Raw genomic sequence first — 15,075 nt, 5'->3', positions numbered from 1 at the left:
CGTCATGACTCATCCCCATTCCCAAGCGCCTGTAAACCGTCCATCCTGGTGGGAACGTGTCAGTGAGCGTTGCTACCGTGCTTCCACGCCCGCGCTAGCGCGAAAGATGCAGAACGAGTCGCCGGGAGCCTTTCAAACGGTGGTCAACGATATCACCATACCGCTGGATGCCTTCTTCGAACGGGAAGTAGCCAAGCAACTGGCCCAGGCAACCTATGTTGGCTTTCGCCCCGCCAAATCATTGATGCCGTTAGTGATACAACGCTTTGGCCTAGTGCTCGAAAGTCTTGGCGAGGAGCAAAAAACTCTTGAGACCATCTGCAATACTTGTCCTGTGATGGGCCATTGTTGGAAAACGCTGCGTCATTCCACCGATGTCGCAACCTACCGTGACTTCTGCCCCAACGCCGAGGCATTTGATCGACTGGGTGCTCGGGTCGTCGAATAACGTATCGAGCATGCCTTGCTTCACTCAATAAATTTCAACCTTGTCGGGGTTAGTCGTTCAGTGCCTACGCTTGCACAATGCTACCAAGCGCGCCTTGGAGGGCACGCCCAACTTGGCATAGGCACGCTTGCGGTAGGTCTCAGCGGTAGAAAAAGCGATATCGAGTTCGGCGGCAGCGGTTTTGAGCGTGTGACCACGCAATAGATAATGGCATAGTTGACGTTCACGCTCGGAGAGCGGGGCCAATACCGCAGCTTCATAGGCGCTAGGTTTTTCGGGGCCAGCGTGAATACTGCTGTAATGGCGACGAATCAAACTTGCCAATAGCGGTGCCAGGCCATTTAGACAAACCAGATCGGTCGAGGTGAAAGGGCCTCGCTGGGCGTCTCGATAGAGATTGAGGTAATAAGCCCCATCACTGGCCGGCACATTGAGCGAGACCTTATCGATAAGATCGGGAAACGTGAACAGGTGACTACGATAAGCCGGTGACATGGCTTCGCCCTGCATGGTTCTCAACACTTGTGTGGAAAGGTTTTCCTGGTTGTCGACCAGCCGGCGCAGTTGCAAATAATTGGGATCCTGACGAAACAGCCCACCGGCATAAAGCCGCGCTAGGCGCCCGGCAACACGAGGTTTGTTTTGATTGGCCGCTAGCAGGCAGTCAACTTCATCATTGCCTGCGTAGGCAAAGATCATGCATTGCTCAATGCCCACAGCCTGTTGCAACAACGCGAGCAGGTGGGTTTCGAAAGTGTCGCTTCCCATCGCCTCAATACAAGCGGCTACGCCGGGCAGCAGGCTTGGCCAGTCGGTCAGCTTGATATCGAAAGTTTCATTCATAGAAAGGCCTTGATGGTGGCAAGGGTTAACGCTATGGCTTGGGGTTAAGCTGGTGTGGTTTAAACATATGACAGTGTCCCGGCTTTTACGGGACACCCCTCCCGGCGACTTGGGTATAGGCTATCTCTAATGTGAGTTTTAAAAATAATAGTAACAGGAGAAAGCCATGCGACCCGCCGGTAAAGGCGAGTTCGACTCGCTGTATTTCGATTATCCGCATTTTCCTTTTGTGCGCCCTACTGAATTGAGCGGTGACCAATCTCTACACGACCAACCTCGCCATCGGGTGGCTATCGTTGGTGCTGGTCCAGTCGGCGTAGCAGCAGCTCTGGAGTTGGCCCGCCAAGGTATCGAATCGGTAGTATTTGATGACAAGGCCACGCTCAATGACGGCTCCCGGGCGATCTGTCTTTCGCGTCACAGCCTGGAAATTCTGCAGCAGCTAGGCGTCGAAAAGCCGTTTATCGACAAAGCTCTGGGCTGGACAAAGGGGCGTACTTATTTTCATGACCATGACGTCTATCGCTTCGAGATGCCGCATTCCGAACAGGAACGTTTTCTGCCGATGTACAACTTGCAGCAGCAATACATTGAGCAGTTTCTGGTCGACAAGGCCATGCATAGCCCCTTGATCGATATGCGCTGGCAGCAAGCGATCACCGACGTGACCCAGAATGACCACGGCGTGACATTGAACGTTAGCACCCCTGAAGGGGATTATCGGCTTAAGGCCGACTATCTGCTAGCGGCTGATGGAGGGCGCAGCGTGGTACGCAAGGCGTTTGATCTGCCCTTGCATGGCGAGGCCTACGAAGGCCGCTACGTGATCGCTGATGTGCGCATGGAATCTGAGTTTCCAACCGAACGCAGGGCTTTCTTTAGCCCCTCGGTATTGCCTGAATCCACGCTTCTGGTGCACAGGCAGCCCGACAATATCTGGCGTATCGACTATCAACTGCTGCCCGATGAAGACCCCGACCAGGCGGTAACCGAAGCAGCTATCCGCGAACGGGTGGGCATGATCATTGAGATGCTTGGCGAAGATAGCGACTGGAAGCTTGAGTGGTGGAGCCTCTACAAGGCCTACACCTTGGCGCTGGATGACTATCGCCATGGGCGTGTACTGTTCATTGGCGACAGCGCACATTTAGTACCCATCTTCGGCGTGCGCGGGCTTAACAATGGCCTGGCGGATGCGGTCAATGCTGCCTGGAAACTGGCCTGGGTGCTCAAGGGTGAGGCATCGGAGAAACTGCTGGATAGCTACAGCCCGGAGCGACGCGGGGCCACGCTTGAGGTCTTCGCCAATGCCGGCAAGAGTACCCGCTTCATGACCCCGCCCAGCCGTGGCTACCGGCTGATGCGCGATGCTGCTTTATCGTTGGCCCTGCGTAATGATTACGCCAGCCACTTCGCTGACCCTCGCCAGGTCACTCCCTACACCTATGTCGAAAGCCCGTTAACCCCGAGCGATGATGCCGATTTCATCGCCGGCCCGATGCCCGGTGCTCCCTTGATTAACCGTCGTTTGGGCGAAGACGATTTTCTGCTCGACCACCTGGGCTCGGGATTCAACCTGTTGGTGTTTAGTGAGGATGGTAGCTTGACACCTGAACTGCAGAAAAAACTGGCCGACCTACAGAAACACTATGCTGGCTTGGATGTACTGGTAATCGCTAATCATCCCGGTACAACAGAGTTGGCCACTACCTTGTTTGATCGAGACGGTGCTTGCTTCACTGGCTATGACGCCGAGCACGGCAGTGCCTACTTGGTTCGCCCTGATCGCCACGTGGTCTCTCGCTGGAAGACACTTGATCTTGACGCCATCGACACCGCCTTCAAGACTGCCCTGGGAGAACACTAATGACCACGCCGACTTCGTTACAAATACAGACACCACCTACCCTGCCGTTTGCCGAACTTGAGCAGGTCTATGAGCAATTGGCCGTTACGTTGGACGCGGTGCCAGCAGCTCAGGAAGCCTTGTTTCTCGCTCAGTTGGCGTTGACGCTGGCCCATCGCGTACCTGACGTGGAGCAGGTAATGACGGCGATAAAAGAAGCCCGCGAAGGCCTGCAAACCTAACGATTAGCCCTTGCTAATAGGAATGGCGGTCTCCTCCTTGATATTACGTAGCACAAAATTGGAGCTGACCTGAGATATCCCGTTCAGGGTGAAGAGTTTCTCATTGAGAAAGCGGTCATAGGCCGCCATGTCTTCGATCACCACGCGCAGCACGAAGTCGGCGTTGCCGGTGGTGGCGTAGCACTGCAGAACTTCGGGGTATTGCAGAATACGACTTTCGAACTCAACGGTATTGTCGATATGATGGCGAACTAGCGTCACCATCACTAGTGCCGATAATGGTTGGCCTACTCGGCTGGGTTCCACTAAGGCAGCGAAGCGACGGATGACGCCGCTCTCCTCTAAGGCTTTGACTCGTCGCCAGCAGGCGGCTGGGGAAAGGCCGATCTGTTCGGCAAGTTCATTATTGGTAATACGCCCATCCTGCTGTAGCAGGGTGAGAATGTGTCGATCATGCTTATCCAGCGTCGTCTCTTTAGTGGTTTCTTTCATAGCGGTACTTCATGTTTTGAGAGATATGTGAATATAATTTCGTTTAAGTTGAAAAAGTGAAAGGAATTATCCAAATATAGGATTTTTGAGAGTGATTTAGCAAGCACCTTTAGTGTTCTCTTAGCTAGACTTCAGGTTATTACAAACATAACTATCCAACCTGATGGGTGACACCTCATGTCGATCTCTCCTCCTGTTGAGCTAGAAGGCTCATTCGCAAGCGCCGCTGGTATCACGCTTGATGACTATGCGCTGGCTGACCGCTATCGCCGTGACCAAGGGCGTATCTTTCTGACCGGCACCCAAGCCCTGGTGCGTATCGCCTTGCGCCAGGCTGAGCTCGATCGGCGAGATGGTCGTCATACTGCGGGACTGATCAGCGGCTACCGTGGTTCGCCCTTGGGAGGGGTCGATCAAGCAATCTGGCAGGCTAAGGCCGCTATGGATGAACATCATATCGATTTCGTACCCGCGATTAACGAGGACCTTGCCGCCACCATGATGCTGGGTTGCCAGCAGGTTGAGACCGACCCCGACCGACAAGTGGATGGCGTATTTGGCATGTGGTACGGCAAAGGCCCGGGGGTCGATCGGGCGGGCGACGCTTTAAAGCACGGTAATGCTTACGGCAGCTCACCTACCGGCGGTGTGCTGGTGGTCGCAGGTGATGACCATGGGTGTGTGTCGTCCTCAATGCCGCACCAGTCTGATGTCGCCTTTATGGCTTGGTTTATGCCAGTGGTGAGCCCCGCTTCATTGGCGGAATATGAAAGCTTCGGCCTCTGGGGCTATGCGCTGTCGCGTTTCTCTGGTTGCTGGGTGGGCTTCAAGGCCGTTTCCGAAACCGTGGAAAGCGGTGCTTCGGTTGAGGTACCGCCGCTGCCTGAGTATGTGATGCCGGCTTTCACGGCCCCCGAAGGTGGGCTGCACTACCGCTGGCCTGACCTGCCGGGGCCCCAACTCGAAACTCGCCTTGAGCACAAGCTGGCCGCCGTGCAAGCCTTTGCCGAGGCCAATCCTATTGATCAGCGGCTGTTTCGTCACGAACAGGCAAGCTTCGGGATCGTCACCACGGGCAAGGGGCATCTGGACCTGCTCGAGGCGCTGCGCCTGCTGGGGCTGGATGAAGCTAAACTGTGGGAGTTGGGGATCGAACTCTACAAGGTCGGCATGGTTTGGCCGCTGCACCGGCGTGGCATCCTGGCGTTCATCCATGGCAAGCGCGAGGTGCTGGTCATTGAAGAAAAGCGCGGCATCATCGAAAGCCAACTGAAAGAGTATATGTCGGAACCCGATCACCCCGGTGAAGTGCTGATCACTGGTAAGCAGGATGAAACCGGCAAGCCGCTGATTCCCTTTGTCGGCGAGCTGGGCCCGCGGCTCTTAGCGGGTTTCGTGGCGGAACGTCTGGGACGCTTCTTCGGGATTGATCTTAGCGAGACGTTGGCGGCGATAGATCATTGCCAGGCCGGGGTCAAGGAGCTGGGTGGTGTCCGCCGCATGCCGTATTTCTGTTCCGGTTGCCCACACAATAGCTCGACCAAGGTGCCTGAAGGCAGCAAGGCCTTGGCGGGGATCGGTTGCCATTTCATGGCGTCATGGATGGAGCGCAGCACCGAATCGCTGATCCAGATGGGCGGTGAAGGTATCAATTGGGTGGGCAAGAGCCGCTTTACCGGCAATGGCCACATCTTCCAGAACCTGGGTGAGGGTACGTGGTTCCACTCGGGCTCAATGGCGGTACGCCAGGCAGTCGCCGCCAACGTCAATATCACCTACAAAATACTGTTCAATGACGCTGTGGCCATGACTGGCGGCCAGCCGGTGGATGGGCAGATCAGTGTACCTATGATTGCACGGCAATCGCTGGATGAAGGTGTTCGCCGGGTGATGGTAGTGAGTGACGAACCGGAAAAATACCGCGGGCACGAAAAGGAATTTCCCAAGGGCGTGACCTTCCACGGTCGCGAGGAGATGGATACGCTGCAGCGTGAGTTGCGCGAGATCCCCGGTTGTACCGTCTTGATTTATGATCAGGCCTGCGCAGCTGAGAAGCGTCGGCGTCGCAAGCGTGGCCTGATGGAAGATCCGGCGCGCCGGGTGTTCATCAACCATCACGTCTGTGAAGGTTGCGGCGACTGCTCGGTACGGTCCAACTGCCTGTCGGTCGTGCCACGTGAGACCGAGCTGGGCCGCAAGCGCAAGATCGACCAGTCCTCCTGCAACAAGGATATGTCCTGCGTCAGTGGGTTTTGTCCCAGCTTTGTCACCGTGGAAGGCGGCGAGCTGCGCAAAGGGCAGGGCGTGGCGGCGGACAATGCCTTCTGGGAGCGCATTTCCCGTTTGCCGACCCCGACGCTTGCCACGCTCCAGGCGCCTTATGACCTCCTGGTAGGCGGTGTTGGTGGCACAGGGGTTGTCACGGTAGGTCAGCTGATCACCATGGCGGCGCACCTGGAAGGCAAGGGCGCCAGCGTGCTCGACTTCATGGGCTTCGCTCAGAAGGGCGGAGCGGTACTCAGCTACGTTCGCCTAGCACCGCGTCCCGGCGAGTTGAACCAGGTACGTATCGAAGCCGGCCAGGCCGATGCCTTGATCGCCTGTGACATGGTGGTGGCAAGTTCGCAGAAAGCGCTCAATGTCTTACAGCCAACCACTCGGATCGTCGCCAACTTGGCGGAACTGGCTACGGCGGATTACGTTTTATACCGCGATGCCGACATGCAGCCCGACAAGCGGCTTCAGTTGCTGCGTGATGCGGTGGGTGAGTCGCGTTTCGCCACCCTGGATGCGAACCGCCTGGCTGAACAACTGCTGGGGAATACGATGTTCTCCAACATGATGATGCTGGGTTTCGCTTGGCAACAGGGACTGGTGCCACTTTCCGAACCAGCGCTACAGCGTGCTCTTGAGCTTAACGGCGTGGCCGTGGAAAAAAATCGTCAGGCATTTGCCTGGGGACGTCTGGCGGCAGTGGAACCCGACTACCTCCAGCAGCGCCTGGATGCGGTGCCGCTACCCACGGGCGCCACCTTGGATGACGTGGTGGCGCGCAACGGCCGCTACCTGGAACGTTACCAGAACCGTGCCTGGGCTGAGCGTTACGCTGAACGGATGGCCAAGGTGCGGGCGGCCGAGGCATCTTTGGGAGGTGGCGAAGCCTTGAGCGAAGCAGTTGCCCACCAGCTCTACCGCTTGATGGCCTACAAGGATGAGTACGAAGTGGCGCGGCTGTATACCCAGAGCGATTTCCTCGATGAGGTCAAGGCAACCTTTGCCGGTGATTACCAGTTGAACTTCCATCTGGCACCGCCGCTGTTGGGGGGGCGCAAGGATACCCAGGGGCGTCCGGTGAAACGCCGCTTCGGCCCTTGGGTGTTGAAGGCGATGGGAGTACTGGCGAAGATGCGCGGCTTGCGCAATACCGCCCTCGACCCCTTCCGTTTCAGTGCCGACCGCAAGCTCGATCGCAAGTTGCTGGCGGATTACGAGCAGCTGGTCGATGAGTTGCTGGCGCGCCTGGACGGCACCAACCATGCCACGGCAGTGGCCTTGGCCAAACTGCCGGAAGAGGTACGTGGCTACGGCCCGGTACGCGAGCAGGCCGCCGAGAAAGCCGCCGAGCGTCAGGCTCGGCTGCTTAAGGAGCTGCGCGAAGACAAACCGGTGACCATTGCCTCAGCGGCCTGATTCCGGTTCGCTGCTGACGGCCTGGGCCGATGCTGCGTTGTTACGCATCAGGCTTAGGTAACTCACCAGCGCAAGCAGGCCGGAGGCACCGATCGCCAGAGCCATGGTGAGCGATGTACCGTCATGCAACTGCCCGACCACGCCGCCGACCACGGCGGCGATGGTCATCTGCAAAAAGCCGAATAGCGAGGAAGCCGCCCCAGCACAGTGGGGGTTAGGCGAAAGCGCACCGGCCATAGTCTGCGGCATGAGAATGCCGACACCTATCATGAAGATGACATGCGGACCGACCACCGCCCAGGAAGAGAATACTCCGGCGATGGCCAGTGCCGCCATGCTACCTCCCCCCAGCGCGCACAATAGCGTACCCCGATGTATCAAGCGGTCACGCCCCAGGCGATGGCTATAACGTCCACTGAGCAAGGTTCCGGTAAAAAAGCCTGCCACAATCAGGATAAAGAAAAGCCCGTATTGGGAGGGGGCGACGCCGAGAAATTCGATCAACACGAACGAAGAGCCCGACAGGTAAGCGAACAGCCCCGAAAAAGCAGTGGCATTGATCAAGGTATAGCCGATAAAGGTGCGCTGGGTAAGCAGCATACGAAAATTGTCGAGTATGGCGCCCGGATGAATCGATTGGCGTCGCTCGAGAGGTAACGACTCGGGCAGAGCCAAGCTGAGTATCAGCAACATCACTGCGGCATATAGCGCCAGCACTACGAACACCGACTCCCAACCGAAGAACACCAGAAGCCCGGCGCCTACCAGAGGGGCCAGTGCTGGCGCCAACGCCATGGCACTGGCCATGTAGGAAAGAATTCGCCCGGCTTCCAGCGGATTGTAGATATCACGAACCGCTGCCCGTCCCAATACTGGGCCGGCGGCACCGCCGAAGGCTTGTAGGAAACGTCCTAACAGCAACACCTCAATGCTGGGAGCAAAGGCGCATACCAGGCTAGCCACCAGGAACAGTGTAATGCCTCCGACCATGATCGGCTTGCGGCCAAACCGGTCGGATAATGGACCGCAGAGTAGCTGCGCCACGGCGAAGCCCGCCATGTAAAGGCTGAGGGTCAGTTGTACTTGGTCGGGGCCGGTATTTAAGACCTCGGCCATGGCCGGCATGGCTGGCAGATACATGTCGGTTGCCAATGGACCTAGCGCCGTCAGGGCCGCGAGCACTGCTACAGTGGTAGGTGAAGTAAGTTTCAGCACCCGAATCTCCTTGGTGGACAGCCAGGAAGTGAACGGGGCTGCCTTGAAAGTAATGGTATTGAAAACAGCGGTATTGAAAGCAATAAAACGAGAAGTGGGTGAGCCCCAAGGAACACACCCACTTAATTAGCCTGCTTATTGTAACTGCAGAAGCGTGCGCCTATTTAGCTAGCGTCAGGTTGTTCGCTAGGTGCTGCTAAGCGGAATGCTTTCAGGGCGCGGCAGTTGGCGGTTATGCGCTGGATGGTAGGGTAAGCCGCCAGGTCGCATTCAAAGCGTTCGGCATTAAACACCTGAGGGACTAGGCAAATATCTGCCAGCGTCGGCGTATCGCCGTGGCAGAAGTCGCCGGTACCGGCGGTTGGTTTGAGCATCGACTCGAGGGCATTGAAGCCTTCGATGACCCAGTGGCGATACCAGTTTAGCTTGTCCTGCTCGTTGGCCCCCAGCTCGCCCACCAAGTATTTAAGCACTCGCAGATTGTTGAGTGGATGCATTTCACAGGCAACCAGTTGGGCCAGAGCCCGGACGCGGGCGCGCTCCTCGAGATTTTCGGGCAACAGGGCCGGCGAGGGATAGCGCTCCTCAAGGTACTCGCAGATCGCTAATGATTGCGTGAGTGGTATGCCTGCTTCGGTCTCCAGTAAGGGGACTAGCCCCTGAGGGTTGAGCGTGCAAAAAGCATCACTGCGGTGCTCGCCTTTGACCAAATTAACTGGGACATGGTCATGCTCTAGACCCTTAAGGTTCAGTGCAATGCGTACCCGGTAGGCGGCTGACGAACGGAAATAGCCGAATAGCGTCGTCATGCGAGCTCCTTTTGTTATTTATCCGTTCCAGGCTGGTACTGGACGACCTGCTGGTCGATTATGCCAAAAATGCTCTTGCCCTCGCGGTCGAACATCTCAATGCGCACGCGGTCACCAAATCGCATGAAGGGGGTCTTGATTTCATCGTACAAAATCTTTTCTACCATCCTGATTTCCGCGAGACAGCTGTAACCCACGCCGCCTTCAGCCACCGGCTTACCGGGGCCACCGTCCGGATCGGGGTTGGAAACCGTGCCAGAACCGACAATGGCGCCAGCACCTAAGTAGCGTGTCTTAGCGGCGTGAGCGACCAGTTGTGGAAAGCTAAAGATCATGTCGGGGCCAGCTTGCGGCTCACCGAATTTTTCGCCGTTCAGATGCACGGTAAGCGGTAAATGTACTTTGCCTTCCTGCCAGGCATCGCCGAGTTCATCCGGGGTGACGCAGATCGGCGAGAAGCTTGATGCCGGTTTTGCCTGGAAGAAACCAAAGCCTTTAGCGAGTTCTCCTGGAATTAAGCCTCGCAAGCTGACGTCGTTGACCAACATAATCAGCTTGATATGCCCCGCGGCCTGTTCTGGCGTGATATTCATGGGCACATCGTCGGTAATAACAGCGATTTCACCTTCGAAATCGATGCCGTGCTCTTCACTGACGGCTTCAATGTCTTCGGTTGGCGCGAGGAAGTGGTCGCCGCCGCCCTGATACATTAAGGGGTCGGTCCAGAAAGTATCCGGCATTTCGGCATTACGCGCCTGACGCACCAGCTTGACGTGGTTGAGGTAAGCAGAACCATCAGCCCAATGGTAGCTGCGGGGCAAGGGTGAGTGGAGGGCGCTCTGATCCAGGTCAAAGGCTTTTTCTGCCTTGCCATCATTGAGCTGGCTATAGATCGCTTCTAGCTGAGGCGCGAAATCATCCCAATTCTCGATGGCTTGCTGCAAGGTGGCTGCAATGCCAGAAGCACGCACGGCACGGGTCAAATCTTTCGAGACGACGATTAATTCTCCGTCGCGGCCGTTCTTGAGAGTGGCAAGTTTCATCTGTGTTCTATCCTTTTTGTCAGGGGCAAACTTCGCTACAGTGGCAACATCCTAAATTGTGTCGCGACGATAGTTCACGGCTTGTTGGGGTCAAAGTGAGAGCGTAGGGTTGACCACACGTCGACGTAGTCACGTTGGCGAATATCGGCGTTCAGTGCCGTTTCCGTCGGATGGTAGACATAGCGGCTTTCAAACATGAACGCCATGGTCGCGCCCTGGTACTGGGGGGATAGTTCGGCATTAGTAGCTTTTTCGAAGGTATCGGCATCGGGTCCATGGGGCGACATACTGTTATGAAGGCTGGCGCCGCCGGGTAGAAAGCCCTCTGCCTTGGCATCGTACTCGCCATGTATTAGCCCCATAAATTCACTCATGAGATTACGATGGAAGTAAGGGGGGCGGAATGTGTCGTTGGCGACCATCCAGCGCGGTGGGAAAACAACGAAATCTAGATTAGCCGTTCCCGGTGTATCGGACGCCGAGGTTAGGACAGTAAAGATTGATGGATCCGGGTGGTCGAAGCTCACTGTGTTGATGGTATTGAAATTGGCTAAGTTGTATTTATAGGGTGCATAGTTGCCGTGCCATGCCACAACGTCCAGCGGTGAATGATCAAGTTTGGTTTCCCAGAAGCGTCCGGAGAATTTGGCGATAAGCGAGTAATCGCCTTCAAGGTCCTCGTAACGAGCCACAGGGCTCAAGAAATCGCGCGGATTAGCCAGGCCATTGGCGCCGATCGGGCCAAGCCCAGGGAGTTCTAGTGGGCTGCCGTAGTTTTCGCAGATATAGCCACGGGCAGCATCTGCTCCATCGCTTAGGCGAACCTGGAACTTAATGCCGCGTGGGATCACCGCTATTTCCCCATTCGCAACTTCCAGTTCGCCCAGTTCGGTACGTAGCAGCAGCGTGCCCTGTTGCGGTACGAATAACAACTCACCGTCGGCGTTATAGAAAAAGCGTTCGGTCATGTCGCGGTTAAATGCATAGACATGCACTCCGACACCCGTTTGGTTTCCCGCATCACCATTAACGGCAATGGTTAGCAAGCCATCGACGAAGTCGGTTGGTTCAGTTGGTAGCGGTAATGGGTCCCAGCGCATCTGGTTAGGATCGGCGGCGGGCTTGGTTAATGGTGCGGTCGCTACTGCTTTATCCGGCAGCGGTTGGTAAGCGCTTTGCGCTACCGAAGGGCGGATACGGTAGAGCCAGCTACGCAGGTTCTGGTGGCGAGGCGCAGTGAACGCCGAGCCGGTGTACTGCTCTGCATACAGTCCATAAGCGCAGCGTTGTGGAGAGTTCTGTCCTTGCGGCAGAGCGCCGGGCAGTGCTTCGGTTGCGAAGTGATTACGAAAACCACTCTGATAGTGAGGTGTTTCATTTAACATGAGCGTTTCCTCTTATATATTATTGTGACTGGCTAGGTGCTGATACGATTTGACTCGCTATCTCTAGCGCTTCTTCAAGGACTTGTTGGTCGCCAATGTGATTGGCCAGCAACAGGATCAACCTGGCATTGATACATTCGCTTTCGGGCTCGCTGCGCTCGCGGTGAGCGGCGGTCAATGCCGCATAGAAAGCATCTGGCTGAGTAAAGTTGGGTTTAAGCTCAAGCCGTGACATGGCATTCCCCCTTAATACTGGCGTTCTCAGTAAGGTGTTTGCCTAGAGCACGGTCTAAAGCATCATTGGCACTTAGTGCAGTGAACTTCTTCCAGCGGGCGGCAACGTGTTGGTCGGGGCGCAGCAGGTAGCCTCCATCGCCAGTAAGACCATAACGCTCGCTAACTAGGCCATCACCATCCTCAAGCAGAGTGCATCGCGGTAACTGGCTGAAGATATGAGGTGATGGCCCGATAATCACGAGGCCTAGTTCGATGTGGCGTGTCAGCAGCTCGCTGAGCTCTGCTACGAGTGTTTGGTAGCGTGCACTGTCGACACGGCCATCAATCATCAGTACGAAACGGTTGCCGAACTGGTTGAGCAGCCATGCATCCGTCCCATTGCGTTTGACGGGAGCGTCTTTGGCTGGGCTACCAGGACAAAGATCATCGGGGAATGCGGTATCGTCAGCACCATTAAGTGGAGACTCGAGATAGTGGCAAGGCTGGGATAACCGACCGCTATTCACCAGAGTCCGGGCGAAGGGGTATTGTTCAGCCAGTTCTAGAGCAGTATCGCGGAATAGCCGGCTGATACGGCTCTTGGGAGTAATAAAATCAGTGGCACGGGTAGAATTAAGGAGGTTTTCTTTAGCTCCATGGCGACGTTCGGTGTTGTAGGTCTCAAGCAGGAATGGGGGGGCTTCACCCTTAAGCACTCGTGCCAGTTTCCACGCTAGGTTATCAACGCTTTGCAAAGCACCATTGGCACCGCGAGCACCGAAGGGCGATACCTGGTGAGCGGCATCGCCTATGAAGCACACACGATGATGGATAAAGCTATCCATCATGCGGCAACGGAAGGTATACACGCTTGCCCACTCCAGCTCGAACTCAACATCTTCACCAAGCATTGCTTGTACCCGTGGACGAATATTCTCTTCCTTTTTCTCCTCGTCAGGGTCAACATCCCAACCTAACTGGAAATCGATTCGCCACACATTATCTGGTTGCTTATGCAGCAATACCGATTGGTTGGGATGGAAAGGGGGGTCGAACCAGAACCACCTTTCAGTGGGAAACTCTACTTTCATGACCACGTCAGCAATTAAGAAACGATCTTGAAAAACTTGCCCCTTGCACTCCAGGCCTAACATGTCCCGAATTTTACTGTTGGCGCCATCGGCAACTAATAGGTAATCGCAGCTTAGCTGGTAAAAGCCGTCTTTAGTTTCTACACCCACCCAGCTCTGAATGGGGAGGCTATCCACATGGCTAACCTTGTTCTGCCAACGCAGATCAATATAGTCGCTAAGCTCCATGGCCCGGTCGACAAGATACTCTTCCAGGTAGTATTGCTGCAGATTAATAAAAGCCGGAATCCGATGGCCTTTTTCAGGCAGTAAGTTGAAGCTATAAACCTCCCGGTCCTGGAAAAACACACGACCGTGCTGCCAAGTGATTCCCTTGTCGAGCATCTTCTGGGCAGTGCCTAAACGGTCAAGAATTTCCAGCGTACGCTTGGAAAAGCAAATTGCCCTAGAACCAACGCTTACAGTGTTATTATCATCAAGCACAATACTCTTGATACCTTGAAGCGCTAAGTCGATTGCAGCTGCCAGCCCACTAGGTCCTGCGCCGATGATAATGACCGGGTAGTGATGGGTGATATCGGCATCTAGCTCCGCTGGGCGACGGTAGGGATAGACGGGGTTCTTGTAAGTTGTCATGTTGTTATGCTCCCACTGCGTTGCCGAAGCAATGCTGCTTCGGCAACGTTTCATGTTCCAGGAAAACCTGGAAATCTAATAGTTACTGCTGATCTAGGACCTCTTGTAGCGAGTGCCACATTTCAGTGTCGCGTTCCGCCGTCCAGATACGTGGGTCAGGGTACTCTCCGCCAGCCTCGTCATAACAACGAGTAATATCAAAAGGCAGGCAGTGATCGAAGATGACCCAGTGGCCATATTTGAGCTTGAGCTTGGCATAAGTGTCGGCATAGCATTCTGAAAGCGTCTTGCCAGCGGCTTTGCCGGCTTGAACACTTCCATACATGTCCGCTAGGAAATCACGCGTGCCTTGGATGGCTTCCAGACATTTTTCCGGAGACTCCAGCGCATCTCCGCGGCCTGGCACCAGTTTCTCTGGCTGCATGGCCTGTAAACGATCCAGTGTGGCGGGCCAGTCTTCGTGGTAGGCGTCACCTGTATAAGGGGTGGCACCGTACTCGACCAAGTCGCCAGCAAACATGATCTTTTCTTTAGGCAGCCAAACGACGGTATCGCCCTTTGTGTGGCCACGGCCTAGGTGGATAATGCGTACTTCGCGATTACCCATGAAAACGGTTAGTTCTTTCTGGAAAACGATGTTAGGCCAAGTGAGTCCAGGGACAGATTCCACACCCTGAAATAAACGCGGGAAGCGTCCCACCTCAGATTCATAATCTTGTTGTCCACGCTCGACGATCAAGTCATAAGTATTTTGACTAGCGTAAACATTTTCCGCCTCATAGGCTGAAGCACCTAGCACGCGTACCGCATGGTAGTGAGTCATCAGCACATGCTTAATCGGTAGGTCAGTTATCTCGCGGATACGGCGAATTACGTCTTGCGCCATGATGGGGGTGGCCTGGGTGTCGATGACCATCACACTGTCATCGCCAATGATGATGCCACTGTTGGGGTCGCCTTCCGCTGTGTAGGCGTAAACGCCTTCTGCCAGTTTGGTAAAGCTGATGTTCTTCTCTTCTGTGTCTGCGTGGGATGCGAATTTTTTGTTCATGGTTCCTCCAATGACGTCATGGCTCTCATAATCAGGCAGCGTTTCGATAGGCCGCCAACGCATGAAAG

Annotated in this window: 13 protein-coding genes; 4 read left to right on the top strand and 9 right to left on the bottom strand. The window is 55.5% G+C overall.

The window, feature by feature from the left end; translation table 11 throughout:
- Positions 1-4 precede the first annotated feature (4 nt).
- Positions 5-448: a hypothetical protein gene (locus tag ACUVOF_RS13130; protein ID WP_447044786.1), complete on the top strand. Its 444-nt coding sequence runs from the start codon at positions 5-7 to the stop codon at positions 446-448.
- Between the two features lie 57 nt (positions 449-505).
- On the opposite strand, the gene ACUVOF_RS13125 is transcribed toward ACUVOF_RS13130, so the two are convergent.
- The gene (locus tag ACUVOF_RS13125) at positions 506-1,291 is read right to left on the bottom strand and encodes a helix-turn-helix transcriptional regulator (RefSeq protein ID WP_447044785.1); all 786 of its coding nucleotides are present in this window, start codon (positions 1,289-1,291) and stop codon (positions 506-508) included.
- 166 nt (positions 1,292-1,457) lie between these two features.
- Here ACUVOF_RS13125 and ACUVOF_RS13120 point away from each other — a divergent pair, with 166 nt between their 5' ends.
- Both ACUVOF_RS13120 and ACUVOF_RS13115 read left to right on the top strand, forming a co-directional pair.
- On the top strand, positions 1,458-3,158 hold the full coding sequence (locus tag ACUVOF_RS13120; protein WP_447044784.1) for an FAD-dependent monooxygenase: 1,701 nt from the start codon (positions 1,458-1,460) through the stop codon (positions 3,156-3,158).
- Entirely contained in the window at positions 3,158-3,379 is a 222-nt protein-coding gene (locus ACUVOF_RS13115; protein ID WP_447044783.1) for a hypothetical protein, read from the top strand. Before ACUVOF_RS13120 ends, ACUVOF_RS13115 begins: the two co-directional genes overlap by 1 nt.
- Before the next feature lie 3 nt (positions 3,380-3,382).
- Here the strand turns inward: ACUVOF_RS13115 and ACUVOF_RS13110 are convergent, their stop codons facing one another.
- On the bottom strand, positions 3,383-3,871 hold the full coding sequence (locus ACUVOF_RS13110; protein ID WP_447044782.1) for an Lrp/AsnC family transcriptional regulator: 489 nt from the start codon (positions 3,869-3,871) through the stop codon (positions 3,383-3,385).
- A gap of 177 nt (positions 3,872-4,048) precedes the next feature.
- Here ACUVOF_RS13110 and ACUVOF_RS13105 point away from each other — a divergent pair, with 177 nt between their 5' ends.
- Positions 4,049-7,561: an indolepyruvate ferredoxin oxidoreductase family protein gene (locus ACUVOF_RS13105; RefSeq protein ID WP_447044781.1), complete on the top strand. Its 3,513-nt coding sequence runs from the start codon at positions 4,049-4,051 to the stop codon at positions 7,559-7,561.
- Here ACUVOF_RS13105 and ACUVOF_RS13100 read toward each other — a convergent pair.
- From ACUVOF_RS13100 to ACUVOF_RS13070, 7 genes are all read right to left on the bottom strand, one after another.
- Positions 7,550-8,776 carry a multidrug effflux MFS transporter gene (locus tag ACUVOF_RS13100; RefSeq protein ID WP_447044780.1) on the bottom strand — a complete coding sequence of 409 codons (1,227 nt, stop codon included), beginning with the start codon at positions 8,774-8,776 and terminating at the stop codon, positions 7,550-7,552. The two genes, ACUVOF_RS13105 and ACUVOF_RS13100, sit on opposite strands and share 12 nt — an antisense overlap.
- A 164-nt stretch (positions 8,777-8,940) precedes the next feature.
- Positions 8,941-9,585, bottom strand: a complete 645-nt coding sequence (gene maiA, locus ACUVOF_RS13095; protein WP_447044779.1) for a maleylacetoacetate isomerase — start codon at positions 9,583-9,585, stop codon at positions 8,941-8,943.
- A 14-nt stretch (positions 9,586-9,599) separates the two neighbouring features.
- The gene (locus tag ACUVOF_RS13090; protein ID WP_447044778.1) at positions 9,600-10,628 is read right to left on the bottom strand and encodes a fumarylacetoacetate hydrolase family protein; all 1,029 of its coding nucleotides are present in this window, start codon (positions 10,626-10,628) and stop codon (positions 9,600-9,602) included.
- A gap of 74 nt (positions 10,629-10,702) precedes the next feature.
- Complete coding sequence (gene hmgA, locus ACUVOF_RS13085) at positions 10,703-12,013, bottom strand: homogentisate 1,2-dioxygenase (protein ID WP_447044777.1); 1,311 nt, start codon at positions 12,011-12,013, stop codon at positions 10,703-10,705.
- A gap of 19 nt (positions 12,014-12,032) precedes the next feature.
- Positions 12,033-12,248, bottom strand: coding sequence for a DUF2783 domain-containing protein (locus ACUVOF_RS13080; RefSeq protein WP_447044776.1), 216 nt, complete (start codon positions 12,246-12,248; stop codon positions 12,033-12,035).
- Positions 12,235-13,956 (bottom strand): FAD-dependent oxidoreductase, encoded by a 1,722-nt coding sequence (locus tag ACUVOF_RS13075; protein WP_447044775.1) that lies wholly within the window; start codon positions 13,954-13,956, stop codon positions 12,235-12,237. Before ACUVOF_RS13075 ends, ACUVOF_RS13080 begins: the two co-directional genes overlap by 14 nt.
- A gap of 82 nt (positions 13,957-14,038) precedes the next feature.
- A complete protein-coding gene (locus ACUVOF_RS13070; protein ID WP_447044774.1) occupies positions 14,039-15,007 on the bottom strand; it encodes an MBL fold metallo-hydrolase in 969 nt (322 codons plus the stop codon).
- Positions 15,008-15,075: the final 68 nt, after the last annotated feature.

The sequence above is a fragment of the Vreelandella sp. H-I2 genome (assembly GCF_052959335.1).
This window is presented reverse-complemented; position numbering and strand designations above follow the sequence as displayed.

What these genes read in the sequence shown, in the direction of transcription:
- ACUVOF_RS13130 (WP_447044786.1), top strand. Translation starts at nt 5, where the DNA reads ATGACTCATCCCCATTCCCAAGCGCCTGTAAACCGTCCATCCTGGTGG.
- ACUVOF_RS13125 (WP_447044785.1), bottom strand. Translation starts at nt 1,291, where the DNA reads ATGAATGAAACTTTCGATATCAAGCTGACCGACTGGCCAAGCCTGCTG.
- ACUVOF_RS13120 (WP_447044784.1), top strand. Translation starts at nt 1,458, where the DNA reads ATGCGACCCGCCGGTAAAGGCGAGTTCGACTCGCTGTATTTCGATTAT.
- ACUVOF_RS13115 (WP_447044783.1), top strand. Translation starts at nt 3,158, where the DNA reads ATGACCACGCCGACTTCGTTACAAATACAGACACCACCTACCCTGCCG.
- ACUVOF_RS13110 (WP_447044782.1), bottom strand. Translation starts at nt 3,871, where the DNA reads ATGAAAGAAACCACTAAAGAGACGACGCTGGATAAGCATGATCGACAC.
- ACUVOF_RS13105 (WP_447044781.1), top strand. Translation starts at nt 4,049, where the DNA reads ATGTCGATCTCTCCTCCTGTTGAGCTAGAAGGCTCATTCGCAAGCGCC.
- maiA (WP_447044779.1), bottom strand. Translation starts at nt 9,585, where the DNA reads ATGACGACGCTATTCGGCTATTTCCGTTCGTCAGCCGCCTACCGGGTA.
- ACUVOF_RS13090 (WP_447044778.1), bottom strand. Translation starts at nt 10,628, where the DNA reads ATGAAACTTGCCACTCTCAAGAACGGCCGCGACGGAGAATTAATCGTC.
- hmgA (WP_447044777.1), bottom strand. Translation starts at nt 12,013, where the DNA reads ATGTTAAATGAAACACCTCACTATCAGAGTGGTTTTCGTAATCACTTC.
- ACUVOF_RS13080 (WP_447044776.1), bottom strand. Translation starts at nt 12,248, where the DNA reads ATGTCACGGCTTGAGCTTAAACCCAACTTTACTCAGCCAGATGCTTTC.
- ACUVOF_RS13075 (WP_447044775.1), bottom strand. Translation starts at nt 13,956, where the DNA reads ATGACAACTTACAAGAACCCCGTCTATCCCTACCGTCGCCCAGCGGAG.
- ACUVOF_RS13070 (WP_447044774.1), bottom strand. Translation starts at nt 15,007, where the DNA reads ATGAACAAAAAATTCGCATCCCACGCAGACACAGAAGAGAAGAACATC.